This is a genomic window from Acidisphaera sp. S103, assembly GCF_009765975.1.
GTDB lineage: Bacteria > Pseudomonadota > Alphaproteobacteria > Acetobacterales > Acetobacteraceae > Rhodopila.
The window spans coordinates 257,461-282,503 of record NZ_LMUJ01000048.1; the positions used below are offsets into that span (position 1 = coordinate 257,461).

24 protein-coding genes are annotated in these 25,043 nt (G+C 64.8%); 9 read left to right on the plus strand and 15 right to left on the minus strand.

What is annotated here, in order from left to right; genetic code table 11:
* Positions 1 to 7: 7 nt before the first annotated feature.
* The 3 genes from GSQ89_RS13680 to GSQ89_RS13690 form a co-directional block, all read right to left on the minus strand.
* Positions 8 to 487 (minus strand): SRPBCC family protein, encoded by a 480-nt coding sequence (locus tag GSQ89_RS13680; RefSeq protein ID WP_158925966.1) that lies wholly within the window; start codon positions 485 to 487, stop codon positions 8 to 10.
* Positions 484 to 816, minus strand: a complete 333-nt coding sequence (locus GSQ89_RS13685; protein ID WP_158925968.1) for a helix-turn-helix transcriptional regulator — start codon at positions 814 to 816, stop codon at positions 484 to 486. The genes GSQ89_RS13680 and GSQ89_RS13685 overlap by 4 nt, the downstream gene beginning before the upstream one ends.
* Before the next feature lie 248 nt (positions 817 to 1,064).
* Complete coding sequence (locus GSQ89_RS13690) at positions 1,065 to 1,577, minus strand: TetR/AcrR family transcriptional regulator (RefSeq protein WP_216856152.1); 513 nt, start codon at positions 1,575 to 1,577, stop codon at positions 1,065 to 1,067.
* Positions 1,578 to 1,727: 150 nt separating this feature from the next.
* On the opposite strand from GSQ89_RS13690, the gene GSQ89_RS13695 reads away from it, so the two are divergent.
* Positions 1,728 to 2,561, plus strand: a complete 834-nt coding sequence (locus GSQ89_RS13695) for a CmcJ/NvfI family oxidoreductase (protein WP_158925972.1) — start codon at positions 1,728 to 1,730, stop codon at positions 2,559 to 2,561.
* A gap of 8 nt (positions 2,562 to 2,569) precedes the next feature.
* Here GSQ89_RS13695 and GSQ89_RS13700 read toward each other — a convergent pair whose 3' ends face one another.
* From GSQ89_RS13700 to GSQ89_RS13710, 3 genes are all read right to left on the minus strand, one after another.
* Positions 2,570 to 2,953 (minus strand): type II toxin-antitoxin system VapC family toxin, encoded by a 384-nt coding sequence (locus GSQ89_RS13700; RefSeq protein ID WP_158925974.1) that lies wholly within the window; start codon positions 2,951 to 2,953, stop codon positions 2,570 to 2,572.
* A complete protein-coding gene (locus GSQ89_RS13705; protein ID WP_158925976.1) occupies positions 2,950 to 3,207 on the minus strand; it encodes a type II toxin-antitoxin system Phd/YefM family antitoxin in 258 nt (85 codons plus the stop codon). The genes GSQ89_RS13700 and GSQ89_RS13705 overlap by 4 nt, the downstream gene beginning before the upstream one ends.
* Before the next feature lie 95 nt (positions 3,208 to 3,302).
* Complete coding sequence (locus tag GSQ89_RS13710; protein ID WP_158925978.1) at positions 3,303 to 4,040, minus strand: GNAT family N-acetyltransferase; 738 nt, start codon at positions 4,038 to 4,040, stop codon at positions 3,303 to 3,305.
* Between the two features lie 74 nt (positions 4,041 to 4,114).
* On the opposite strand from GSQ89_RS13710, the gene GSQ89_RS13715 reads away from it, so the two are divergent.
* Positions 4,115 to 5,833 carry an amidohydrolase family protein gene (locus GSQ89_RS13715; RefSeq protein ID WP_158925980.1) on the plus strand — a complete coding sequence of 573 codons (1,719 nt, stop codon included), beginning with the start codon at positions 4,115 to 4,117 and terminating at the stop codon, positions 5,831 to 5,833.
* 2 nt (positions 5,834 to 5,835) lie between these two features.
* Positions 5,836 to 6,495 carry a hypothetical protein gene (locus tag GSQ89_RS13720; RefSeq protein WP_158925982.1) on the plus strand — a complete coding sequence of 220 codons (660 nt, stop codon included), beginning with the start codon at positions 5,836 to 5,838 and terminating at the stop codon, positions 6,493 to 6,495.
* Here the strand turns inward: GSQ89_RS13720 and GSQ89_RS13725 are convergent.
* The 3 genes from GSQ89_RS13725 to GSQ89_RS13735 all read right to left on the minus strand — a co-directional run bounded on the left by GSQ89_RS13725 (position 6,492) and on the right by GSQ89_RS13735 (position 9,210).
* Positions 6,492 to 7,007 carry an adenine phosphoribosyltransferase gene (locus GSQ89_RS13725; protein WP_158925984.1) on the minus strand — a complete coding sequence of 172 codons (516 nt, stop codon included), beginning with the start codon at positions 7,005 to 7,007 and terminating at the stop codon, positions 6,492 to 6,494. The genes GSQ89_RS13720 and GSQ89_RS13725 overlap by 4 nt on opposite strands.
* Before the next feature lie 104 nt (positions 7,008 to 7,111).
* Positions 7,112 to 8,131 carry a 4-hydroxythreonine-4-phosphate dehydrogenase PdxA gene (gene pdxA / locus GSQ89_RS13730; RefSeq protein ID WP_158925986.1) on the minus strand — a complete coding sequence of 340 codons (1,020 nt, stop codon included), beginning with the start codon at positions 8,129 to 8,131 and terminating at the stop codon, positions 7,112 to 7,114.
* Positions 8,128 to 9,210: a four-carbon acid sugar kinase family protein gene (locus GSQ89_RS13735; protein WP_158925988.1), complete on the minus strand. Its 1,083-nt coding sequence runs from the start codon at positions 9,208 to 9,210 to the stop codon at positions 8,128 to 8,130. Before GSQ89_RS13735 ends, pdxA begins: the two co-directional genes overlap by 4 nt.
* Before the next feature lie 104 nt (positions 9,211 to 9,314).
* Between GSQ89_RS13735 and GSQ89_RS13740 the strand changes: the two genes are divergently transcribed.
* The gene (locus tag GSQ89_RS13740; protein WP_158925990.1) at positions 9,315 to 10,616 is read left to right on the plus strand and encodes an aspartate aminotransferase family protein; all 1,302 of its coding nucleotides are present in this window, start codon (positions 9,315 to 9,317) and stop codon (positions 10,614 to 10,616) included.
* A 61-nt stretch (positions 10,617 to 10,677) separates the two neighbouring features.
* The gene (locus tag GSQ89_RS38485) at positions 10,678 to 11,058 is read left to right on the plus strand and encodes a helix-turn-helix transcriptional regulator (RefSeq protein ID WP_216856153.1); all 381 of its coding nucleotides are present in this window, start codon (positions 10,678 to 10,680) and stop codon (positions 11,056 to 11,058) included.
* 90 nt (positions 11,059 to 11,148) lie between these two features.
* On the opposite strand, the gene GSQ89_RS13750 is transcribed toward GSQ89_RS38485, so the two are convergent.
* From GSQ89_RS13750 to GSQ89_RS13765, 4 genes are all read right to left on the minus strand, one after another.
* Positions 11,149 to 11,895 carry an SDR family NAD(P)-dependent oxidoreductase gene (locus GSQ89_RS13750; RefSeq protein WP_158925992.1) on the minus strand — a complete coding sequence of 249 codons (747 nt, stop codon included), beginning with the start codon at positions 11,893 to 11,895 and terminating at the stop codon, positions 11,149 to 11,151.
* Positions 11,892 to 13,388 (minus strand): S10 family peptidase, encoded by a 1,497-nt coding sequence (locus GSQ89_RS13755; RefSeq protein ID WP_158925994.1) that lies wholly within the window; start codon positions 13,386 to 13,388, stop codon positions 11,892 to 11,894. Before GSQ89_RS13755 ends, GSQ89_RS13750 begins: the two co-directional genes overlap by 4 nt.
* A 130-nt stretch (positions 13,389 to 13,518) precedes the next feature.
* Entirely contained in the window at positions 13,519 to 14,475 is a 957-nt protein-coding gene (locus tag GSQ89_RS13760; protein ID WP_158925996.1) for a hypothetical protein, read from the minus strand.
* A gap of 365 nt (positions 14,476 to 14,840) precedes the next feature.
* On the minus strand, positions 14,841 to 15,740 hold the full coding sequence (locus GSQ89_RS13765) for a S1C family serine protease (RefSeq protein WP_158925998.1): 900 nt from the start codon (positions 15,738 to 15,740) through the stop codon (positions 14,841 to 14,843).
* A gap of 208 nt (positions 15,741 to 15,948) precedes the next feature.
* Between GSQ89_RS13765 and GSQ89_RS13770 the strand changes: the two genes are divergently transcribed.
* From GSQ89_RS13770 to GSQ89_RS13785, 4 genes are read left to right on the plus strand one after another with little or no spacing between them, the layout of a single operon-like run.
* Positions 15,949 to 16,740 carry a creatininase family protein gene (locus GSQ89_RS13770; protein ID WP_158926000.1) on the plus strand — a complete coding sequence of 264 codons (792 nt, stop codon included), beginning with the start codon at positions 15,949 to 15,951 and terminating at the stop codon, positions 16,738 to 16,740.
* A gap of 23 nt (positions 16,741 to 16,763) precedes the next feature.
* Positions 16,764 to 17,231: a (2Fe-2S)-binding protein gene (locus tag GSQ89_RS13775; protein WP_158926002.1), complete on the plus strand. Its 468-nt coding sequence runs from the start codon at positions 16,764 to 16,766 to the stop codon at positions 17,229 to 17,231.
* The gene (locus GSQ89_RS13780; protein WP_158926004.1) at positions 17,228 to 19,339 is read left to right on the plus strand and encodes a molybdopterin cofactor-binding domain-containing protein; all 2,112 of its coding nucleotides are present in this window, start codon (positions 17,228 to 17,230) and stop codon (positions 19,337 to 19,339) included. The genes GSQ89_RS13775 and GSQ89_RS13780 overlap by 4 nt, the downstream gene beginning before the upstream one ends.
* A gap of 60 nt (positions 19,340 to 19,399) precedes the next feature.
* Entirely contained in the window at positions 19,400 to 20,332 is a 933-nt protein-coding gene (locus tag GSQ89_RS13785) for a glycosyltransferase family 4 protein (RefSeq protein ID WP_158926006.1), read from the plus strand.
* On the opposite strand, the gene GSQ89_RS13790 is transcribed toward GSQ89_RS13785, so the two are convergent.
* Together GSQ89_RS13790 and GSQ89_RS13795 are read right to left on the minus strand one after the other, a co-directional pair.
* Positions 20,324 to 23,947: an Eco57I restriction-modification methylase domain-containing protein gene (locus GSQ89_RS13790; protein ID WP_158926008.1), complete on the minus strand. Its 3,624-nt coding sequence runs from the start codon at positions 23,945 to 23,947 to the stop codon at positions 20,324 to 20,326. The genes GSQ89_RS13785 and GSQ89_RS13790 overlap by 9 nt on opposite strands.
* Positions 23,944 to 25,043 (minus strand): hypothetical protein (locus tag GSQ89_RS13795; RefSeq protein WP_216856154.1); only part of this gene is annotated, 1,100 nt, incomplete at its 5' end. The genes GSQ89_RS13790 and GSQ89_RS13795, both read right to left, overlap by 4 nt.

The following is a 25,043-nucleotide window of genomic DNA, read 5'->3' on the forward strand; positions in this document are numbered from 1 at the left end:
CAGCCCCTCACATCGTCTTGGCGAGAGCCACGAGCTGATCGAGCGCTTTGCCCCAACCATCATGGAAGCCCATATCCGCGTGTTTCTTGGCGGCGTCTTCGTCGCCATGGACCACGATCGCGGTGTATTTCGTGCCGTTCCCATGCGGCTCCAGTAGGATCATGGCGGTGAACAGGAACGGCGCAGCCGCGGTCTGCGGGCGATAGCCCTCCGTGAGCGCCGCCGTCCAGACCAGCTTCCGGTTCTCGATCACCTCCAGATAGCAGCCGTTGTTCGGGAATTCCTGCCCCTCTGGCGAGCGCATGACGGTGCGAAAAATCCCGCCGGGACGCAGGTCGACCTCGCAGTCGACCGTCTGCCAGGGAACCGGCGTGAACCACTGCTTGATGTAATCCGGCCGGGTCCACGCGGCCCAGACCAGGTTGGGCCGAACGTCGACGATCCGCTCCAACACCAGGTCACGCTTCGGATCGGTTTCGTACGTCATGGTTTTTGCTCCGTCAGTGTTTTGAGGAATCCATCCAGCGAGTCGAGCCGGCGCTCCCACTGAGTACGCTGCACCGAGAGCCAGTTTTCCGCGGGTTTCAGCGGCAACGGCTGGAACGAATAGGTACGCACGCGGCCTTGCTTCTTCGATCGCACAAGGCCGCACTTTTCCAGCACACCAAGATGCTGAGCGAACGAGGGCAGCGCCATTTTGAACGGTTGCGCCAGCTCGGTCATCGTCGCCGGGCCGGCGGTCAGCCGTTCCAGCACCGCTCGGCGGGTCGGATCGGTCAAAGCATGGAAGACGAGGGTCAGTTCTCGGTTAGGCATTTACCTAAGTTATCGGGCGCAAATAGTTAGGTCAATACCTTTGTGTTTCCCGCCGATCTAAGGCTTCGTGCATAAACAAATGCTTCGATGTTGGCACTGTCGCCCAGTCCCGTCATGGCAGGCGTAGGCCTGCCATCCACGCCTTTTCCGAGACCGACACAGCAAGCGTGGATGGCGGGCCTTCACCTGCCATGACGATGAGAGGCCGGCGGCGTTCGCCGGACAATTCGCTTATTCCCCTGCGAGCCCTAAGTCTCGGCCGCCCGTATCAGCACGGCCGCCGCATCGCGCGCCTGGAGCGCGACCTCGGCATCCTGCCGCACCAGCATCGAGGCGATCGCACCCTCGAACAGCAGGGCGATCTGGCTGGCCAGCACCTCCGGGTCGCGCACCCCAGCCCGTACCAGCAGGGAGGCGATATGCCGGCGGCGATCCTCTTTATAATCCAGGGCGATGGCGCGCGCGGTTTCACAGTCCTCCGCCAGTTCGGTCACCGCATTCACGAACGGACAGCCCCGGAAGTCTCCGTGGGCAAACCGAACATGCAACTGGTCGAACAGCGCCAGCACCTGGGCGGCGGGGGGAAGGTCGGACGGCGGCAAAGGCTGGATGCGCTGGCGCAGATAGGCGGCGACCAGCGCATCCTTCGACGGGAACGTGTCGTAGAGCGAGCGCTTGCTGATCCCCGCCTCGGCCGCCACGGTGTCCACGCCAACGGCGCGAATGCCCTTCTGGTAGAACAGCCGGTCTGCCGCTGCCATGATCCGCTCCGCCATGGGAGCCCGTTCCGTCACGCTGATCCGCCCTCCAAAATGTCCGAGTGATTTAACTTGCCAAAGCCGATCGTGCATCCCAATTGCGTGTCACACAGATCGGTGTGCCGCATCCGGTCGACAAGGAGGACAGGCATCATGGACGTTGTTTCTTCTCTCCCACAGGTTCTGGGTGAGGTGGTTTATCTGAAGAAGACCGCGGAAAAGCCGCACACCTACACTTATGATCCGCCGGATGGGGTGGCGAAGACCAACATCGTCGGTGAGTCGCACACGATTGCGATCCACGACATGCGCCCGCTGGCCGACGGCCTGACGCTGGACCAGCAAGGTTTCGCCCTGGTGGATGCGCCGACCCACGTCACGGATTTCTACGACGATAAGCAGCTTGAGGCGACGTACTACGCGGAAGCCGAGGACCTCGTGAAGCAGGCCACCGGCGCCAGCCGTGTCGTGGTGTTCGACCACACGATCCGCCGGCGGGAACATGGGGTGGAGGACCGCACGCCGGGTATCCCCCGCCAGCCGGTAACCCGCATCCATGGCGACTACACCGAAATTTCCGGCCCGCAGCGTGTCCGCGACCTGATGGGGTCCGAGGCGGACGATCTGCTGAACCGACGCTTCGCCATCGTCAACGTCTGGCGGCCGATCCGTGGCCCCCTGTATGACGCGCCGCTGGCGGTTTGCGATGCGAAGTCCGTCGCCGACGGCGATCTGGTGGGCCAGGACTTGATCTATCGCGATCGCACCGGCGAGATTTATGGGCTGACGTTCAATCCCGCCCACCGTTGGTATTACGCGCCGGCGATGCAAGCCGACGAAGCACTGTTGCTGAAGTGCTTCGACTCGGCGAAGGACGGAAGGGCGCGATTCATGCCACATACATCGTTCGCCGATCCAAACGCGCCAGCGGATATGCTGCCCCGCGAAAGCATCGAGCTGCGGACACTGGTTTTCTTCGACGATTGAATGCGGGCTTACAGGACGCCTTCTATATCGGTTTTCGAGAAATCGTTGCCGACATATAGAAGGCGGCACGCATGTTCCTGCGCCACTTCATAGGCGAAGCAATCTCCGAGATTGAGCGCGGCCGGGTTAACGCCCTTTCCCCATCGGTCGTATGCCAGGGCGATGCGGCGTGCCGACGCCGCGGTGATCGGTACGACCTCAAAACCGAGTCCGTTGATCAGGTTTGATACCTCCTGACCGACGTTGCGCCGTGCCGCTACGATGAGCGCCTCGGCCACGGTGCCGGCGGAAATGAGAAGGTCATCCTCGGCTTCGAGCGCGGCGATGCAGGCGTCCGCCTGCGGCTCGTTCAGAACGATCGCCATCAGTGTGGAGGTATCGACGGCGATCATCCAGGCAGCCCGTCATCCTCATACAGAAAATCCTGACTTCGGGCGGCGTTCGGTCCGGGCGTTGCCTTGGAAGACCCCGAAACCCGAGCGGCTTCCAGGAGCGCCCGACGCGATTTCCGATCCGGCGCCGCCTTGACCGGGACCAGGCGCACAGCCGCGTGGCCATGCCGGGTCAGGACGACTTCATCGCCGGCCTCGGCTCGGCGCACCAGTTCGGTGAGTTGTCCTTTGGCGTCGGTCACGGATACCTGCATTGGCATCTCCTCCACGGGCGACCATTGATAAAATGGGCTATTGAGTGGTCCATGTCAATTCGGCAATGGGGCGGTGGCCAGTTACAGGCGTGGCGTCAGCGGACCCAAAATCTGTTGGTTGCGCCGGCAACGAAACCTAAGCGTTCGTAAAGTGCGATGGCGGGTGTGTTGCTGGCGACGACCTGCAGGCCGATCCATGCGGCAGTTTGTTTCGCGGCCCAGGTTTCGAGTGCCGTCAGCACTGACTGTGCAGCCCCTTGCCGGCGCCGGTCGCCACGTGTGGCCACACATTCGATCACAGCACAGCCGAAGCCGACGACGCATAGCGCGGTCGCAATGATCTCACCGGTCCGCTGGCAGCCGAAGAAAGCGCTCGGTGTTGGTATTCGATCCAGGATCAAGGCGTTGATGGCGCGTCGGCTCTCGGTGATTTCGCCCAGATAGACACTGCGCCATTCGGGCCAGGCATGATCGCGCACCTCCACGTCAGAGGGCATGCCGGCATCCACGGCGCGCTTGAACATCGTGATGGTCGCTTCGCTTTCGGCGTAACCGCGCCGGCGTAATGTATCCGGCAGACTTTGTGGAGACGTTTCGTCGAAGGTCTGAAATCGCACTGGATGCCCTAATGCCTGGTATCGGGCCTCTACCTTGGTGATGGATCCGTCCAGATCTGTGCCGTGGAAATCGATCGTCGAAACGGAATTGGCACGCTGCGACCCGCCGCCGGACGATCGCCACAGCCAGCCGTCGATCGTTTCGGTGTTCAGTGCCGGCCAGGCGAGCACATGCGCACGCTCCATCCGGACGCGGTCGTCGCGGGTGATATCCATCGGGCAGGCTCCGAAACTTGCCAGCCCGGGACGGCTGGATCAGGATCACTGCCAAATAGACAGGAGAAAGTCCAATGCCCGCATTCGATCTGGTCATCCGCGGCGGCACCGTGGTCGACGGCACCGGCGGCGCCACCCGCGAGGCGGACGTTGGCATCGTCGGCAATAAGATCGCCGCGGTCGGCGCTGTCTCCGGCAGCGGCACGGAGGAGATCGATGCCAAGGGCAAGCTTGTCACACCCGGCTTCGTCGATATCCACACCCACTACGACGCCCAGGCAGTGTGGGACAGCCACATGGCGCCGTCGTCATGGCACGGCGTCACCACCGCTGTCATGGGCAACTGCGGCGTCGGTTTCGCCCCCTGCAAGCCCGCCGACCGCGAACGCCTGATCGAGCTGATGGAAGGCGTCGAGGACATCCCCGGCGCGGTCATGCATGAAGGCCTGAAATGGGAATGGGAGTCGTTCGGCGAATACCTGGACGCCCTGGACCGCCGCAAGCGCGACATCGACGTCTGCGCGCTGCTACCGCACGCCGCTGTCCGCGTCTTCGTCATGGGCGACAGGGCGATCAATCTGGAGAACGCCAATCAGGGCGACATCGCGCAGATGCGGCAGATCGCGAAGGACGCGATGCAGGCCGGCGCCTTCGGGTTCTCCACGTCGCGCAGCCTGTCGCACAAGACGCTGCGGGGCGATCCGACGCCGACCTTGCGCGCCCAGGAAGAAGAACTGCGCGGCATCGCGCTGGGCATGAAGGACGCCGGGTCAGGCATGCTGGAAATGGTGTCCGAATGGGCGCCCGACCATAACGAAGAATTCGCCATGCTGCGGCGGGTGATCGAGGCCTGCGGCCGGCCGGCGGTGTTCACCCTGACGCAGCGCCATTCGCGGCCGGAAGTGTGGCGCGATCTGGTCAAACACGCGGACAAGGCGGCGAAGGACGGACTGCCGATCCGCCCAGTCGTGGCGCCTCGGGCGATCGGCGTGCTGCTGGGTCTGGCGGGCAGCCAGAACCCGTTCTCCGGCTGTCCCTCCTACAAGGAGATCGCCCATCTGCCCGTCGCCGACCGCGCTCGGCGGATGGCCGATCCGGCGGTGCGGGCGAAAATCCTCGGCGAGGACCCGGCTTCCGGCAACACCTTCCCGCTGTTCCACCGTATGTCCTTCAACTTCATGTTCCGCTTCGGGAACCCGCCGAACTACCAGCCGAAGCTGGAGGACAGCGTCGCGGCCATCGCCGCCCGCGGCAACCAATCGGAAGCGGAAGTCGCCTACGACATGCTGATCGAGGACGACGGCGCCAACTTCATCTACCACCCGCTGGGCAACTACGCGTACGGCAACCTGTCGATGCCGGAGAGCCTGCTGGACAACCGCAACTGCATCATGGGGCTTGGCGACGGCGGCGCGCATGTGGCGTTCATCCTCGACGCCGGCTACCAGACCTGGCTGCTGTCACATTGGGGCCGCAACCAGAAGCGCTGGGATGTGGCCGAACTGATCCGCCGCCTGACCTCCGACACCGCCGGCGCGGCCGGGCTGCACGATCGCGGAGTCCTTGCTGTCGGCAAGAAGGCCGATGTGAATGTCATCGACTGGGGGCGGCTGGGATCGGATGCGCCTTACGTGGTCAGCGATCTGCCGGCCGGCGGCAAGCGCCTGCTGCAGAAGGTGCATGGCTACGACGCGACCATCGTCTCTGGCCAGGTCACGTATCGTGAGGGCCAGGCGACCGGCACCCTGTCCGGCAAACTGGTGCGTGGCCCACAGGCGGCCCTGGCGGCGTAACCATGCTGGCAGGTGAGGCGGTGGTGGCGATCTGGAACGGGATCGCCCCTGAAGCGCGCGACCAATTCTATGACTGGCACATCAACGAATACATGCCGGAACGGGTCGGCATCCCCGGATTCCGGCGTGGCCGCCGCTACATCGCCGCCGATCCAGCGACGCATCCCGAGTTCTTCACGCTGTATGAACTCGATACGATGGAGGTCGCGAAGGGCAGCGACTATGCGAACCGGTTGAACGACCCGACACCCGGGACGGTGGCGTCGACCTCCCAGTTCCGCGACACATTCCGGGCGCTGTCGCGTGTGCTGTTGAGTGAAGGGCCGGGTGCGGGTGGGGCGATCCTGACCATTCGGCTGGATTTCCCGGACTCCGCGCTTGGCGACGTGCGGGCCGCGGTTTCGGCCAGTCGGGCGTTGCCTCGGGTGACGGGCGTGCATCTCTGCCAAGGCGATGCGGCGGCCTCCGCCGTCCGCACGACCGAAACCAAGGGGCGCACCGATATTCAGGAACCGCCCTCGCGTTTCATCATGGTGGAAGCAACCGACGCCGCGGCACTGGCACCCGTGCTGCCGGCTTCGTCACTGCCGGCCGCCAGCGCGATCGTGCGCGGGATTTACCGCCTGGAATACACACGAACGAAGACGGCCTTCGCGCCTTAATCATCGTACGAAACCAGCGACTCACACGGCACATCCAGCCGAGACCGCCCATTCAGGAAACTAAGTTCGATCAGTGTCGCCGCCGCCGGAACCACCGCCCCAACCTGCCGCAACAGCGCAATCCCGGCGGCCATCGTCCCACCCGTGGCCAGCAGATCGTCAACCACGACCACACGCTGCCCCGGATGCACCGCGTCGGCCTGGATCTCCACGCGGTCCTCACCGTATTCCAGCGCGTAGTTCAGCCCGACCGTCTCGCCCGGCAGCTTGCCGCGCTTGCGGATCATGATGAACCCGCAGCCCAGTTTCAGCGCCAGCGGCGCGGCGATCAGGAACCCGCGGCTTTCCACGCCGGCGACGATATCCGGCATATAGGCCCGCACCGCCCGAGCCATCCGGCCCATCGCCACCTGCCAGGCATCCGCATCCCGCAGCAGGGTCGAGATGTCGTAGAACAGGATGCCCGGCTTCGGAAAATCCGGAATGCCGCGGATGTGGTCTTTCAGGTCCATCGACATAAGTCCTTGGTTTGATGGAAGGCACAGTAAAGCGTCGGACCGGCGCTCGCCAGCCTCATCCGGCGGTCGGCAGCCCCCCCTTATCCGGTGGCCCAATCTTATCCGGCGGCTAGGCGTTCGGCGTATTCGATCGCCTCCACCATACTGCGGGCGTTGGCAATGCCCTTGCCGGCGATATCGAACGCCGTCCCGTGATCGACCGAGGTGCGGATGATCGGCAACCCCAGCGTGATATTGACGCCGGACAGAGCGTCCCAGCGGCCGGTCGCGGGGTCGATCTCGAAGCCCAGCAGCTTGACCGGGATGTGCCCCTGATCGTGGTAATTGGCGATCACCGCGTCGTATTGGCCGGCGCGCAGCTTCACGAACACCGTGTCGCCGGGCACCGGTCCGACCACGTCCAACCCATCGGCCACGGCGCGCGCGATCGCCGGTTCGGCAACGTCGATGTCATGGCGGCCGAACAGCCCGCCCTCCCCGGCGTGCGGGTTCAGCGCGGCGACGGCGATCCGGGTCCGCCCCAGCCGCAATCGGCTCAGCGCGTCATGGGTCAGGTCGATCACCCGGCGCAGCCGTTCGGCAGTGGCGCGCTTCGGCACGTCCTCCAGCGCGATATGGGTGGTCACGTGGCTGACCCGCATGTTGCCGTGCGCCAGCATCATGCACGACCCTTTGACGCCGGTCAGTTCGGCCAGCATCTCGGTATGGCCTGGATAGTGATAACCCGCCTTGTTCAGCGCCTCCTTGTTCAGCGGCGCGGTCACGATGCCGCCGATGCGGCCACCCATAGCGAGGCGGACACCGCGTTCCACCGCCTGGAAGGCGAAGCGGCCTCCGTCGGCGGAGAGTTGGCCGGGCTGGATGGGTTCGCCCTCCGGCCCCGCCTGCAACATGCACAGCGCTGGCCAATCGGTGGAGTCCTCGGTCACCGCCGGGATCGCCAGGTCGGGTGTGAACTGCGCCCGCGCCCGTTCCAGCGCCGCATTGCTGCCGATCACCACCATCCGCAGCGCCCCGGCCTGGATGCGCGGGTAAAGTTCGGCGGCGGCCTTGGCGATGATCTCGGGACCGACACCGGCGGGATCGCCCATGGTGATGGCGAGGGGACGGGGCGTCATGACGCACTCCTTTCAAGGGCAAGCAGTTCGCGCAGCAAATTGGTATGGCCGAATGCGCCGGATTTGGAGATAACGGTAACACCATCCCAGCGCCCACCGCACATGATTGAGCGTGGGACGCCCGGAACAATGCGTCCGTGGACTTCCAGGCTGGTCGCACCGAGCGCCTTGCAGACAGTGCGCAGCGTCTCACCGCCGGCGGCAATCAAGGTGCCGGGCCGGGGCAGGGCGCGCGCCAGCCCGTCGCAGTGTTCGGCGATGTGGCGGGCGGCGGCATCACGGGACGTGCCGGCAGGCACAGGGAAGCTGGCCAGTGCGAGGCCGGCGGTGTCCAATCGTCGCCTGATCGCGGCGGTGTCCGTGGTGTCGATCCAATGTGGCGCGCAGGCGGCAAGCTGGGCGGCCATGACGGGTTGGTCCGATCCGAACAAACCCAGGATCGGACCGGGCAGAGGCGGCAAGAACGGCGCCGAGGCACCGGCCGCCAGCGCCTGGGCAAGACCGCCGGTCCCGCTCCACAGCACACGATGGGCGTGACGACGAACGGCAGCGACCACCTGAGCCAGATCGTCGTCGGTCTCCGCGTCGAACACGGTGATGCCGGGTTGCAAATCGATGCCTAACGCCCCTGGCTGAGCGCGAACGCCGGCCTCCCGCAGCGCCGCCACCAGATCGTCGCCAACCGGACGCCACGCACCCCCGGCATCCCTGGCGTGCTGTCGTCCACCCTTGGTGATCCTGCCTTGGTAGGGAAATGCCGGGGCCAGCACGCAGTATCGCCAGCCCTCACCACGCATGCACGCCGCGAGTTCGACCACCGCGTGCCCGCGCAGCAAACTGTCGATCTTCTTGAACGCAATGCCGCCACTGGCGATGTGTGGCGCCATCCGATGCACGATACCTGCCGCACTGCGGGCATCCAGCTCCCGCGTGCCGCTGTCCAGTGCGGCGTTGTCCGGCAGTTCGGCCGGAATCGCCCCATGCCAGAACGTCCGCACCGGCCCGGTCAACGCAACGAACTCGGCCGCCGAATCGAGCGCGCCGGTCAGGTCGTCAGCCAGAAGACGCAGTGAGGTCATGAGGACGCCGGGCCTATACGCGGCCGCCGCGTACGTCAAACCAGACCGGTTGCACTGTCCCGCACCACTGCGCAGACTAACACGACCAGACGCGGGGAACGGCCATGAGCGAGACCAGTTTGCGCAACACCGACATCAACGCAGCGCTGGAGGAGGCGAAGGAAGCCTACGTCACCAGCGCCCCGCGCAGCCTCGCGCGCTATGTCGAGGCGACCACCGTCATGCCCGGCGGCAACACCAGGACGGTGTTGCATTACGCCCCATTCCCGCTGGCGATGGAACGGGCGCGGGGCTGCCGCATGTGGGACGCCGACGGCCGCGAATATATCGACTTCCTGGGTGAATACACCGCCGGCCTGTACGGCCATTCCCACCCGGTGATCCGAGCCGCCGTCGACAAAGCACTCGACAACGGCATCAGCTTCGGCGCCTCCAACATGACCGAGGCCCGCTTCGCCCGCGCGGTATGCGAACGCTTCGGCCTCGAACGCGTCCGCTTCACCAACTCCGGCACCGAGGCCAACCTGCTCGCCATGTCGCTCGGCCGCATCTTCACCCGGCGAAAGAAAGTGCTGGTGTTCAATGGCGGCTATCACGGCGCCGTGTTCGGCTTCGCCGGCGGCGGATCGCCGATCAACGTCCCCTTCGACTACGTCGTCGCGCCATACAACGACATCGAAAAGACACGCGCCCTGATCACTGACGAACTGGCACTGGTCATTCTGGAGCCGATGATCGGCAGCGGCGGCTGCATCGCCGCATCCACCGAATTCCTCCACACGTTGCGGCAAGAAACGACAAGGGTCGGCGCGCTGCTGATCCTGGATGAAGTAATGACCTCCCGGCTGGCCCCAGGTGGCTTGCAGTCGGTTGTCGGGGTCAAACCCGATCTGACCACATTTGGAAAATATATCGGCGGTGGCATGTCCTTTGGCGCGTTCGGCGGCCGAGCGGAGATCATGGATCTATTCGATCCCAGGCGGAAGGACGCCCTGCCGCACGCCGGCACCTTCAACAACAACATACTGACGATGACCGCCGGGTTCACGGGTTTGACGGATGTATACACACCACAAGCCGCCCTGGCATTGAACGCGCGCGGCGACGCCCTGCGCGACCGGCTGAACACCCTGTGCCGGGCCGCGGACGCGCCGGTGCAGTTTACCGGGATCGGCTCGATGCTGGCGATCCATACGATGCGCGGACCGGTCAACAGCCCCGAGGATGCGGCCAAATCCGACCAAAAGCTGAAAGAACTGTTCTTCTTCGACATGCTCGCCCACGGCATATGGCTCGCTCGGCGGGGGATGATGACGGTATCGCTGCCGATCGGGGATGCCGAGTGCGACGCCCTGGCCGCGGCGGTGGAAGAATTCCTGTCAGCGCGCCGGTCGTTGCTGGTGTAATGGAGAACCTGCGGCGGCATGTGTGTTGCCCGATCCGGCGGCATGATGATAACTTCCTATCATGCTGATCACGCCCGAGCAGATACGCGCAGCCCGAGCCCTCTTGCGCATTGACCAGACTTCGTTGGCCCAGGACGCGGGAATTTCCGTCGTGACCCTGCGGCGGCTGGAGGAACAGCACGGCCTTTCGAAAGTGGCGCCCGCGACGGTTGAACAGGTGCGTCGGGCGCTCGAGGAGGCCGGCGTCGAGTTCATCGATCGTGGCGTCCGGCGAGGCGGTCCCACGTCTGAGGATATTCAGGCGATCAAGCAGGACGTCGATCGGATCGTGGCAGGCAGCGCGGCCTCGATGGCGAAACATCCGCCACTGACCGACGGTGACTTGTACGACGAGAATGGGCTTCGACGGCGGTCGTCGTCGATACCAAAAGCTGTATTCTGATCGCTTCACCTTTTCTTCGTCGTGATATGCGGAACGGCTACCCTCGTCGCTCATAACACCATCAGACCGTGCTCTCGATGCGACAGAATTTTACAACAACTGGCCACCGTCGACGACGATAGTCTGGCCGGTGACCCAGGATGCCAATGGAGATGCGAGGAACATCACGACGTTCGCCACTTCCTCCGGCAGGCCAAGGCGGCCGAATGGGATCGAGTTCAGCACGGCGCCATACAGCTTCGGGTTTTCCGTCTTGCGCCGGTCCCAGACGCCGTCGGGGAACTCGATCGATCCGGGGGCGACGCCATTCACCCTGATCCCGCTGCGGGCGTACATGGCCGCCTGGGTGTTGGTGTAATGGATCACCGCTGCCTTGATCGCTCCGTAAGGCGGTTGCCGAGCGGCGGCCCGCAGGGCGGAGATGGACGACGTGTTGACCACGCTGCCCCTCGATTCCTTCAGAAACGGCAATGCGGCCTGGGTCGCATGGACGATCGCCAGCATGTCGATCGCCAGGCTGGCGACCCAGGCCGCTTCGTCATCGGCCGATCCGAACGCCGAGGCATTGTTCACCAGCACGTCGATCCCGCCAAGTGCGGCCGCGGCCTCGGCGATGTAGCCCTTGATCGCCGCCTCATCCTTCAGATCAACCGGCGCCGCGTGTGCCTTGTGGCCGTGCGCGGCGATTTCCGACCGGGTTTGCTCCAGTGTTTCGGCGCCACGGGCGCAGATCGAGACGTCGGCGCCCGCCGCCGCCAGGCCCAAGGCGATGGCTCGGCCTATGCCGCGGCTGCCGCCGCAGATGATGGCCTTACGGCCGGTGAAATCGATGTTCATCGCGTGTCGTCTCCCTTGGGGTTGGCCGGATCGAACACCGATTTGGCATCGTTGCGCAACGCGGTGCGTGATGCCTCGCCGAAATAGAACATGTGGCCGCCGGGGTAGGCGCGGAATTCGATAGGCGCCGCCCCGTCCATGGTTGGTAACATTCGCAACAACCGGACGGTGCCGAAATAAGGGGTGACGAGGTCGAACAGGCCGTGGGCGATCAGGACTCGCATGTGCGGGTCCAGGGATCGTGCCGCCTGCAGCGCGGTCAGTGACTCCGGCCGTCCCATGCCGTGGCCCCAATCCCAGGCGGAGAACACGTCGTCGTTCGACAGGTGATAGACCGCGTCCGGGCGCCAATGCAGCTTGTCGGCGTAGACCGCCATCATGGCGCTGGTCACCGGAGCCTCAAACCCGTTCAGCACCGGATCGGGGAACTGGCTGGCCAGCGCATGCGGCTGTGGGTCCGGACGTGAGATGGTGCCGTCATAGGCGCTGGCGACCCGGCCGGGGATCAGTTCGCGCTGGAACCGGTAGCGGTCGAGCCGTCCGTCCATCTGCCGCACTACCGCCGGGTCGAGACCGGTCAGGCTGGCGATATGGGCGGTCAGCCGGTCGATGGCCGTCGTGTCGCCGCCGCCGCGCAGGATATCGGTCAGGTAGTCGGTGGCAGCGTAGGCCTCGACGTCGGCAAGGGCGGCACGCGTTACCGGCCCGTGTTCGGCGCGTACCACGGCGACTTCCGAGGGCAGCAGGTCGACCCAGTACAGCGGGTCGGCGTAACCGCTCATGACGTGTGAATCCAGCAGCGGCGACAACATGATCAGGCCGCTGACGCCGACGCCTTCGTCGGATTGCAACGCGCGCGCCAATCTGGGGGCGCGGAAGCCACCGTAGCTTTCGCCCAGGATGTATTTCGGCGAAACGCCGCGGTTGTTGTGATCCAGCCAGCGACGGACCGCTTCGGCCAATGCGTCGATGTCGCCGTTGACCGACCACAGATGACGGCGGGCCTCGGCATCCGTTGTGAGGACGCTGGAATAACCGGTCCCCGGCGGATCGATGAACACGAGGTCGGTGAAATCCAGCCATGTATCGGCATTTGGTATCGGTACCGGCGTCGCCGATGGACCGTCGGTCGCCGGATCGATCTGGACTCGCCATGGGCCGATCGCCCCCATCTGCAGCCACGCGGATGCCATCCCGGGACCGCCGTTGAAGACGAATGTCACCGGGCGGGTCGCCGAGTCGGTGCCGTCCTTTTGGTAGGCGATGAAGGCGATGTCGGTCAGCGGCGCGTCCTTGCCGTCTTTCAGGCGGACGCTGCCGGCGGTGGCGGTGAATGCCAGGTCTCGGTTCGGTAGCGTCAGTTTCTGGTGGGTCGTGACGTCGGCCGGAAGATGCGCGATCTCCGGCTCATGCGGCGGTTCCGGCTTCTGCGCCCGTGCGGGCGTGATGAGAACGACGGTCAGGCCGACGACCGCGAGCAGGCGATATTTCATTGGGAGGTCAATCTGTTGGTTGGGGGTGCCCGATTGACGCTAGCGTCCGGCGTGGGGAAACAAAAGGCCCGTGGGACTACAAGCCCGTGGGACCACAGGCCTTTTGCCGGCCGTCAATCGGACGCCAGGATCAGGACGCGGTGCGAACCGTGCGTGACGCTTCTTCGCTCGGCCGTGTCTTGATCTGTTCGGTGCCACCGGTAGGGCCAACCTTCGTGCCTTTGACCTGCCGGCGCGGCGCGGGTTCGGCCGTGACCTCGATCGCGGAGGCATGGCCGAAGCGCCAGGCGATGTCCTCATGAAACCGGGTCATGTTGGCGAACCGCACCCGGCGTGCATTCTCCTCCGCCTCCACGAGGCGATTGGTCCGCGATGCGTTCGACAGAAGCGACAACCTGTCCGGCGTCAGCATATCGACCAGTTCCCGCAGCAGCATCTTGGCGCGATTGGCGGGAGAGAAGCCGCCGCGCACCTGGATCCGGCCCTGGCGATCAGCACGCGCCTGATACAGCAAGGCGTCGTCGGCGAGCCAGGTGACGACACCGTTGCTTGCGGGCTCCAGCGGCGCCCGCAACGCGCCGGTGAAGCTGCACATTTGCGTGATGGTGCCAAAGAATGCCCTGGTGCAGAAATCGGACACCGGCACGCCATCGATCGCGTAGGCCGCGGACACGTCCTGGCACGGGGCACAGACATCGACCAGGTATTCGACGGTGCCTTGTCCCGGCATGCGTGACGGCCCCGGACGGCGCGCCGATCCCGTGGGATTGGCCAGCATACGCAACAACTCATGACTCGCGGCGAGCGACCAGTTCGGGCCGTAGGGCACAACGATGTAGGGTGTATCGTCACCACGGGTCCGGTGAAATCCGTTAACGCCGTCGGCTTCCATCGTGTCCTGGACGATCAGCGGCGTATAGCCGGCGGGAATGGCATCAAACGCAAACGCCCCGACCACCGCGCCGGCGCCCCATTCCGGTGCGAAATCACGCATGACCTGGGTCTGCAAGGCGGCTGCGACCACGGCCAGGTCATCCGAACGAACGCGGTCGGTCAGTGCGGTCAGCGCAACGTAAGAAGGCAACATCCCCTTGTCTCCCACCGTTCCCTTGGGCCGGCGGATAAAAGAATGCAATGTTTACCGTCATGGCAACGTGATTTTGTTGCATCCGAATCGGTCATAGCCGGTCACGCATAGCGAGTCCGCCGAGATTCGTCACGATGAACGCATGGCATTGATCCAAAACGGCGAGTATTTGGCAATCATATTCAATCATAGGTAGTAAAATGTAAATTGCCTGATGGGGTCCGTTCACAACGCGATATCCGACACTTTGTATCGTCGCTGGTCACGTGATTCCGACGATCGTTTCATTCGTTATGACCCACACCGCGCAGGTTTCGTATCGAGAGGGCGGTTTACGTCGGAGGCTGGGCCGACGGGATCGGATACTAGCCCGGCTGAACGGCGATGGTCAGTTGCGTCGTGACAAGATTGCCGTCACGCAGCAGCTTTGCCTCGACGGTCGAGCCGACGCGGTCGCCGCTGAGAAACGCCCGCAGGGCCTGTGGGCCGGATGTGCTGGTTCCATCCAGCGCCAGCAGCACATCGCCGATCCTGACGCCCGCCATTTCGGCCGGCCCGCCTTTGGTGATGCTGACCACCATCCGCCCGGACGCCTGGCCGGCGCGGGCTACGAGTTGATCCGGCACGGTGATTGGCTGCAACGCGACGCCAAGCCAGCCGCGGCGGTTGGAGGGGGATGGCAACGCGGGGATGGCCGAAGGGGCGGCCGCGTGGTTCGGCGTCAGCATGCGGCCGATCAAGGCACTGGGGATGGCCATGGCCTGCTTGTTCGGCCCCGGGGCGGCCAGGCCGATCAGGCGTCCGGTCGGATCCAGCACCAGGCTTCCCGGGTCGACGCTGTCGCCGGGCAGGTCCAGTTCGGGGGCCAGCCCTTCGGCGGTGCGGGTGAACCGGTGGATGACCGTCAGGCGGACGTTGGGGGATGCGTCGGCATCCGCGCCCAGGACGACGGCCACACTGCCGACAGGTGAGGTGGCAACCTCGGGGTTCGCCGCGGGCCAGGGCGTTTCCAGACGCAGAACCGCGAGATTGATGCCCGGGTCGCGTGGACCAGGCCGAGCCGCGATCAGGAGACGGTTCGATAGCACGACGGTGTAGCTGTCCAGGATGGGAAGCGCCTGGTCGGTCGTCAGGATCGTGTCGCCCTGGCAGACCAGGCCAGTGAGATGACGGTTGGGCCCGACTCGAATCGCGCTGAGCAGAGGCGCGGCGGATGCCACGAGCCGCGAAATGGCCGCAGAAAACGTGACGAGGGCCTGGGACATCAGTTGATCGACTCAAGGCGGTATGGTGAGAAAGATAAATTGCACATAATCAAAATGTTGGTCTGCTTGACCGTCCCTGATTTTGGTCTTTCGATGCCGTAAGCGTGATATCGGCTGAACGGGTGCGAGTCCATCCCCTCGGCGTCCCTTCCATCCGGCTCGTCGTCGTGGCTTCCTATTGCCGATGTCGAAACGGGAGCAGGTCAACATGCATTACGAATGGCGCCGGCTGCGAGCGGACGAATTGCGCGAGCAGGCTCGTCTGGACGCGATCGTCATCCTGCCGGTGGCCTCGCTGGAGCAGCACGGTCCGCATCTGCCGGTCGAGGTCGATTCGCTGCTGGGCGAGACGGTGGCCGCGCGCACCGCCGAGAAGGTGCTGGCGCACGGACAGAAGGTGCTGGTGCTGCCGGTGTTGTGGACCGGCCTGTCGGAGCATCACATGAGCTTCGGCGGGACCGTTACGCTGGATAATGCGGCGTTCTCTGCCGTTGTCGAGGGCGTGGTGCGGTCCGTGCTGCGGCATGGCTTCCGGCGCATCGTGCTGCTGAACGCGCACGGGGGGAACGAGAACGCGCTGCGGACGATCGCCGACGACCTGACGCCGAAGCTGGGCGTGCCGATCGTGCAGTTCACATATTGGTATGCCGCCGCCGTGGCGATCGCGAAGATCCTGGAGACCCAGGGCGGCTTGCAGCACGCCTGCGAGGCGGAGACCTCCATGATGATGGCGGTGCGGCCCGACCTGGTGGCGGTCGACCGGATCCCGCTGGCGAAATCCAACACGTCGCCGGACGTGGCGGATGTGGTCGGCGGCGGGGTGTACATTTGGCGCAGCATCGGCAGCCGGTCGGCGTCCGGCGTGATCGGCAACCCCGAGGCGGCCACGGCGGAAAAGGGAGAGGCGCTGTTCGATGCGATCTCCACCGCGCTGGCGGCCAAGCTGTGCAATGCGGAGCTATGGGAATTGCCGTGGACGTCGGAGACGGTCCAGATTTAGACGGTGATTGCAGGGAGGAACGAATGGCCATCGAATTGACCGTCAACGGACGGACCGTCGCCGTGGAGGTGGATGCCGCCACGCCGCTGCTGGATGTGCTGCGCAACCATCTCGACCTGAAGGGCAGCCGCTACGGCTGCGGGTTGGAACAGTGCGGCAGTTGCATGGTGCTGATCGATGGTAAGGCGGTTTATTCCTGTGCTCGGGAGATCGGGTCCGTCTCCGGCGGTTCCGTCACCACCATCGAGGGCCTGGGCACACCGGACGCGCCGCATCTGCTGCAACGGGCATTCCTGGAGGAACAGGCGGGTCAATGCGGCTACTGTCTGTCCGGTATCATTATCAGTGCCAAGGCGTTGCTGGATCGGAATCCCCGCCCGTCGCGGACGGAGATCGTTGAGGCATTGGATCGAAACCTCTGTCGCTGCGGCACACACACGCGGATCATCGCCGCCGTCCAGAAAGCCGCCGCGATGGGAGCACCGGCATGAGCGACACGCTGCCGCTGAGCATCCTGAACAACCGCCGCATGGAGAAATGGCTGCGGTTCCAGCCCGACCGGACGGTGAAACTGGCGGTGGGCAAGGTGGAGATCGGCCAGGGTGTGCTGATCGCCCTGTCGCAGATCGCCGCCGAGGAACTGGATGTCGGGATCGACCGCATCGACATCCTGTCCGGCGACACCGCGGACGCCCCCGATGAGGGCTCGACCAGTTCCAGCCAGTCGATCGAGGTGTCCGGCCGGTCCGTGCGCCTGGTCAGCGCCGAACTGCGAACCCGCGTGCTGGGGCGGCTGGCGCAGCGCCTGAACTGCGCGCCGGAGGAACTCTCCGTCGAGGACGGGGTGTTTTTCCAGGACGGCAATCCGACGGGGCACGATTACTGGAGTTTCTCCGGTCCCGAGGACTTCGCGGCCGAGATCGAAGGCGCGGTTCGGCCGAAGCCGCCATCAGCCTACAAAGTGGTGGGGCAGCCGGTGCCCCGGCGCGACCTGATCGCCAAGGTGACAGGTGCTGCGTTCATCCACGACATGGTGCGGCCCGACATGCTGCATGCTCGGGTATTGCGCCAGCCGTCGCGGGAGGCGCGGTTGGAGGCGTTCGATGAGGCGGCGGTGCGGAAAGCTGCCGGGGGCACGATCCGGATCGTGCGCGTCGGCGATTTCGTCGCGTTCGTGGGAGATGATGAGACCGTTGTGCAACGTGCCGCGGTGGGGGCGCCGGCGCATGCTCGGTGGTCCGGTGTGCGGGTGCTGAGTCCGGTGCAGCAGGAGGCCGCGTGGTTCCGCGATCAGCCGTCTGATGATCGGCATATCGGCGATCCTGGTGCGCCGTCCGAGACCGGGGCAATCGTCAGCGAGACGTATTCCCGCCCGTTCGTTGCCCATGCGGCTCTGGCGCCGTCGTGCGGCCTGGCGGAGTATCGAAGCGGGCATCTGTCGGTCTGGTCGCACACGCAGGGTGTCTATCCGTTGCGCAACAGTATTTCGGACATTCTGGGTCTGAAGCGCGAGCAGGTGACGGTGCGTCACGCGCATGGAGCGGGCTGCTACGGGCATAACGGCGCCGACGACGCGGCGTTGGATGCCGCGATCATTGCGATGCAGATCCCGGATCATTGCATCCGCGTGCAGTGGCGGCGGGAGGAGGAATTCGGTTTCGAACCGATCAGCACGGCGCATATGACCCGGCTGCGTGCGGCGCTGGACGAGAACGGCCGTCCCGTCGACTGGACTGCCGAGGTCTGGGCCGGTCCGCACGTCCAGCGTTCGGTTTTTGGCGGCAACATGCTGGCGCACGAGGCGTTGCCCAACAAGCCGCCCGCGCCCAAATCGAACGATCCGACCGAGGCGAATGGCGGAGGCGGCACGCGGAACGGTTTTCCGCTGTACGATTTCGGAACGAAGCGGGTGATCCATCATCTGGCGCTGCAAACGCCGGTGCGAACGTCGTCGCTGCGCGGCCTGGGCGCGCTGCCGAACGTGTTCGCACTGGAATGTTTTGTCGATGAACTGGCGGAGCGGGCCGGCGTCGATCCCGTCGCCTACCGGTTGTCGCTGCTATCCGACCAGCGCGCCAGACTGTTGATCGAGAACGTCGCGGGCCGCTGCGGCTGGGCCTCACGCGGGCCGGCCGGAACCGGACGCGGGCTGGGACTGGCCTGGAGCCGCTACAAGAACAAGGCCGCCTATGCCTGTGTAGCGGTCGAACTGGACGTCGACCGGGATATCGCATTGCGTCGCGTGTGGTGCGCGGCCGATGCCGGGCTGGTCATCAACCCGGACGGCGCTCGCAACCAGTTGGAGGGCGGGATCATCCATGCCGCCAGCATGACGCTGAAGGAACAGGTGACGCTGGATGGGGACGGGATTACCTCGCTGGACTGGGACAGCTATCCGATCATGCGGTTCTCCGAGGTGCCGGAGATCGAGGCGGTGATCATCGACAATCCCGATCTTCCGACGCTGGGCATGGGCGAATGCACCTTCGGCCCCACCGCGGCGGCGATCGGCAATGCTGTGGCGCATGCGCTGGGGGTGCGGATCAGGGACATGCCGTTGACGCGGGAACGGATCGCCGCGGCGCTGGTGCGATCGTAGGTGGTTTAACCGCTTCTTAACCAGTCGGGCCTACCGTCCATTGCGGAAGGATCGACGCCGATGCCGCGCCTGCTGCTGGCTGACCGGGTCAAGGGCCGAACGGATAGTTTCCTCGCACCCTTGATCCCGGCGCTGGAACGCCATTACGAGACCCGCTTCATCAGCGCCGGGCCCGGCGAGGAACTGGCGCAGGCGATCGCCTGGGCGGATATCGTCTGGCTGGAATGGTGCTGGGATCATGCGGTCTGGGCCACGCGGCATGCGATCCCGTCCGGAAAGCCCTGTGTCGTGCGGCTGCACTCGATCGAGGCGCTGCAGACGCCGTATCCGGCGCAGGTGGAGTGGAGCCGCGTCACCCGCCTTGTCACTGTCGGTGAGGATATCACTGAAGTGCTGCTGGCCAATTTTCCGTCGGTCGTTGATGCGGTGCCGATCCGGGTGATTCCGAACGGGATCGATATGGACCGGTTTCGGCCCGGCGCACCGGACCGGTTCCGCGTTGGTTGGGTCGGGCATTTGGAGCCGAAAAAGAACCCGATGCTGATGATGCAGATCTCCCATCGGCTGGTGCAGCGTGATCCCAGGTTCAGCGTTCATGTCGCCGGCACGTTCACCGATCCGCGGACAGCCAGGTACCTGAAACAGATGCAGGCGGCGCTGGGACTGGCCGGGGTGGTGTGGTTCGAGGGACACGTCGCAGATATGCCAGTCTGGTACGGCGACAAAGGGGTGCTGCTGTGTACCTCGATGTACGAAAGCTTCGGGATGAACATTGGCGAGGCGATGGCCGTCGGCGCATTCCCGGTGGTGCATGGGTTCCCGGGAGCGGACCGGCTGTGGCCGGCAGACTGCCTGTTCGCGTCGGTGGATGAGGCGGTGGCACTGATTCAAGCAGGAAGGCCCGGATTGTACCGCGGGTGGGTGGCTGATCGCTACGGGCTGGACCGACAGGTCGAGCGGGTGCTTGCGTTGCTGGGTGAGGTTTCAGGCTGAGGCAAACGCCAGCGGGTCGTATTGCTGGCAGAACCTTGTTTCCCCTAGCGCGTTCAGTTCGTCGAAGGCGGCGAGACAAAGGGCCGGGGCATCCGGATGGGATCGATGGCTGAAGCCCCTCAGCACATGGTCGTATTGGTCGTGGGTCAAGCCGTAGCCGGTGGCCACGATCGCGTCGATCCGGGGACGCAGACCTGTGTTACCGTTCCGGGACAGTTGGCCGGTGGTGTATTCGCGCCACAGTCCGGTATAGGCGGCGTGATTGCACGACAGCCTCAGGGCGGCATGGGTCAGGAACCGGTAGGCGGCGGTTCGGAAACGCGGGACGGGCACCGCATCCAGTATATACAGGCTGAGATGCGTCGCTGCTTTCAGCCGGACGAGCCAGTCAAACGGGAACGAATTGAACAGCGCACACAGGACCAGGGCGTCGGCGTTGGGGCGGGACCAGGGGGCTTTCTCCACCGTGGCAGTGTGACCGAACACGACTCCCGTGGGTACGATACAGGCGATCATGGTGCGTTCGTCGTTGGAGCGGGCGATATCGCGGAATGCCAGGCGATAGTGCCGCGTGGCGTCGGCGATCGGTGGTTTCAGGGCATCGCGGGTCACGCTGTAGCGCGGTTCAGTGTCCCAAGCGTCGGTGTATTGGTGGAATGTCTTGCCTTCGTGAACGACGATCGGGGCGACGCCCGCGGGTTGGAAGCAGCCCGCGTCGGCGGTCATGTGCAGATCGCAGCCGAAACGGATGTGGCGATTCTGGCACCATGTTTTCAACCGGTCGGGTTGGGCAAAGAATGTCTCGGCGACACGGAGGTCGGCTTTGCCTCGAAGTTCCAGGGGTGTCAGGCCCGTGCCACCGGATAGATCGAGGAACGCCGGGGTGTAGGCCATGATCTTGTCGGGATCGCCGGCATCCTCGATACGATCGAGGTAGAACCCGCAGCGCATCGAGCCGGAGGGACCGGGGCGGTGGGCCACGATCAGGTCGAACTTGAAGCGGCTGTCGATGTCGAAGATACGGCGGCGGTTTTCGAACGACAGGCACCAGCGTAGGTCGGTTTCCTCGCGATATAGCCGACGGAGACCGGCGGTGCCCTCGTTGGCATGGAAGGCGGACGGCATCAGAACGCCGATTGCGCCGTCGGAGGACGTTAGGGCGATGTTGCGTTCGGCGAACATGTGGAACAGGTCGAGATTCCCGGCCGCTCGCTGATGCGTGTAGAGGCGCTGGGCGATGGCTTTCGTCCGATCGAAGCCGGCACGATAGGCCTGAAACACTGCGGCGACGTCGGGACGCGCGAGGACCGCCTGCTCGATCGCCGACCGTTGCGCCTTGGTGCGGGCGTCCAACACCGCGGGGTCGAAATCGGCGACGAAATCCTTGGTGTTGGGCAGCATGACGTCCCAGGGCGGGTTGCCCAGCACGACGGAGAATCCGCCGGGAAAGACTTCGGGGAACACCAGGTCCCAGGCAACCGCATCCGCCCCGGCGGTCGTCAACGTGGTCTGTCGTTTGGTCAGGGTGCCCGGCCATGCGCCGGTGGTCGCGACATGGGTGGCGAGGCCGAGCCACGCATCATCGGCGTCGCGGTCCCGCCGCATCGCTGCTCCGGCCCAGGCGCGTGCAAGCCGTTGCAGGGGATCCAGCACGCGGCCCAGATGCTTTGTCGCGGCTTGCTTGCTGATCAGGTCGTCAATGTCCCGGCCGATGGATGCGTTCAAGGTCGCCACCAGCTTGCGTGCTCGGTCCAGGCTGGCAGCGAGCCGGTCGGAGACGCCGCGTGCCAGCAGGGGGTCGAGTGGCCCGCCGGTCACCGGCAGCGTCATCAGCGAATCGAAGAATGGTCCGGTCAGCGCATCGCCATGCACCAGGCGGTGATCCAGGAAGGTCAGGGGTAGACCCTCGGCGTAGGATTCCAGCCATAACGAGAGTTTGGCCAGTTCGACCGCCAGTTGGTTTTTGTCGCAACCATACAGGCAATGCACCGCGACCAGGCGGCGGCAGATCGCCCTGGCTCGTGCTTCGGAAAAGCCTCGGCTGGGCAGGTAGGATGCGACGGTGTTGTCGGGGTCGGGCAACGCGGCGATGCGATCGTGCAGGCCGCGTTCGTCGCAGAGCCGGCAGGCGGTGAGCAGGGCTTCGCCGAGGTAGCGGCAGGCCTCCACGAGGAAATGACCGCTGCCGGTGGCGGGATCGACGATCCTGAGTGTCAGCAAGCGGGCGGGATGGGGATCGTCCGGCGGGCTGAGTGCTGCGATCTTGGGGTCCAGCGTTTCACGCACCAGAAAGTGGACGAATTCGTGTGGCGTGTAGAACGATCCTGTGGCTTTGCGGCCCATCCCCGAGCGCAGGTAGAATTCGCCGGGTTGGATGTTGGGGGGCTCGGTTCTGGCGGGAAGAACGGATTCCAGCTTGCCGCGGCGCGTGCGGACCATCGGTTCCGTTGCGATTTCGGGTTCCTGTTCCAGCAGCTCTTCGTAGACGCTGCCGAGGTCTTCCACGTCGAGGGAGCCGTAGTGCACGCGCGCCCGCTCAGTTTTTGTCCAGATCAGATGGTCGAGCAGGATCGCCACAGCGCGCTCTCCCCATTCGAGCCGGTCAAGCAACGGCGTCGTATCCGAACCGAACAGGGCGCCACCGAGAGGGGTTATGCGCAATTCGGAGCAGGTCAGTCCGTCCCGGAAAATCGCGAACAGGGATCGGAGGCCGGTTTCCAGCATGCGGCCGGTGTCGTGGCGGAGATCCAGATGCCGCCGCACCAGCGGACCCAAGGCGCTGTTCGGCGACAGGGCGGTGCGCCACAGGCCGACCGAGGCGAAACTGAAGCCGCCACCCGGTTCGGTAGGGCTCTCCATCTTCAGGATGAACAGCAGGCGGTAGACCAGCACGAGACCCTCGTGCCACAGGGCTTTTGGGTCGTGTCCGGTTCGGTTTGGTAAGGCGTTGATGAAGCCCGTGATCGCGTCTTTTGCCTGCCGGCGCAGTTCGGTTGTGACTTTCGCCTGATGCAGTCTGGCGGCTTCCAGCACGCCGGGGAGGTGTGGCAGTCCGGGGGCGCCGACGAGGGCTATCAAAATCCGGAATGAGTCGGGTGGCAGCGGGCGGTTACGCCAGTCGCTTATGGGGATCGACAGGTGGCTATCGGCGCGTGCGGGATCGCACAGCAGTATCCGCACGATTTCGCCGTTGGTCAGTAGTCCGGCACGCTCGCCGCGTGATAGCAGAACACGCTGGGCGATACGGGTGGGGCTGGTGCGATGCCCGCGTGGCGATCGGTCAACCGTGTCCAGGTCGGTATCGCCGGCGATCGACCATGCGCGCAAACTGGTGCCATTCCGGGATTGCATCAGCCAACCGCCGTCTTCGAGGCCTTCCCTTGTGGTAACTGGGTCCTGGCGCAGCAGGCGATGATAGCCGAGGGCATTGGCCAGGCTGGTGGTGACGTGGCGATGGACTCGCTGTGCACCACCACCGCGTAACGATGCACGCAGCGTGTCCCAGCTTGGTTCGGTGTTGTTCGGCAGGTTAAGCACGCGCGCCAGGCCTTCGTGCAGGAATGGTGCGGTCATTGCCGTGCCCGCCAGGATGCAATCGTCCAGGTCGAGCGTCACGGGACGAGCATCAGCATGCCGAGACGTCGCACGGATGGTGGTGGAAGAGGTGATTGGCTGGCGGTAACGGTGCGAAATCGCGCCAGCACTTCGGCTGCTTCTCGGCGTTTCGGAACAGGTGTCGATGGATCGGTGGCAAATGCGGACAGGCGTTGTTCGGGTACGGCGCAGGTACGCCAGTCGTCTGGATCGGGGCCGGTATCGAATAGGTCCCCCATCCACGGCAGCGGCGCGCTGCACAGTTCGGTAGTGCGCCGTTCCAGCCACGTTCGAGCAGCGGCAATGTCTCGGGCAATGCGTGCCTGATGATCGAGCGCGAGTTGGTCCGCGATCTGGTCGGCAATGGCCGTCGCAGTCGCGCCCGCAGCTTCGATCGCCGTGGGCGCCCAGTTCGCGAATTGCCGCTGCCAAAGGTTGGCCCAAGGCGCGGGTTGGTCTGGCAACGCCAAGGGCTGTTCCGTGACCGAACCGTCGGGATAAAGACGAAGGGCGAAGATATCGCGCAAGAAGGAGCCGACCTCGACTCTGTAGGTCATCAGCAATGACAGCGTGTCGGATTTCGCGGCGCTGACGCGTCCGGCCCGAACCGAGGCGATCGCACGCCGGGTCAGGGGATGGGAACGGCCAGGATACAGCAGTTCACACCCTTGCGCGTCGCGCAACCGAGTGGGATCGTTGGTCATCCGGACTGTGTTCGTTGCCCAGTCGAAGCCGGGTAGACCGTCGAGGTCTGATGCCCAACCTGTGGGGACGCGATAGGCGTCCGCGTGCGGGATCAGGGCGGACGCAACGAAAGCGGGTAGATCGATGTCGGTGGCCGTTTGTTCGCCTTGAACGTCCTGTGTTTCTCCACCGGACAGCCAGCCGTGACGGACGGCCATGTGATCGAAGCTCTGAAACGCTCGGTCGATTTCACGTAACAGATCGCGGTAGGCGTCGCTGTCGGTGTCCTCCGCCGTCAGGTCCAGGGAGTGGATCAGGCGGGGTAGGCTGCTGAATAGGTCCTCGGCGAAGCCGGTGAACAGCGGTTCGTGCAGGCTGGCGGGGTCGGCGGTGACACCCAGTGTGTTGGGCATGAATGACAGGCAGGAACGGG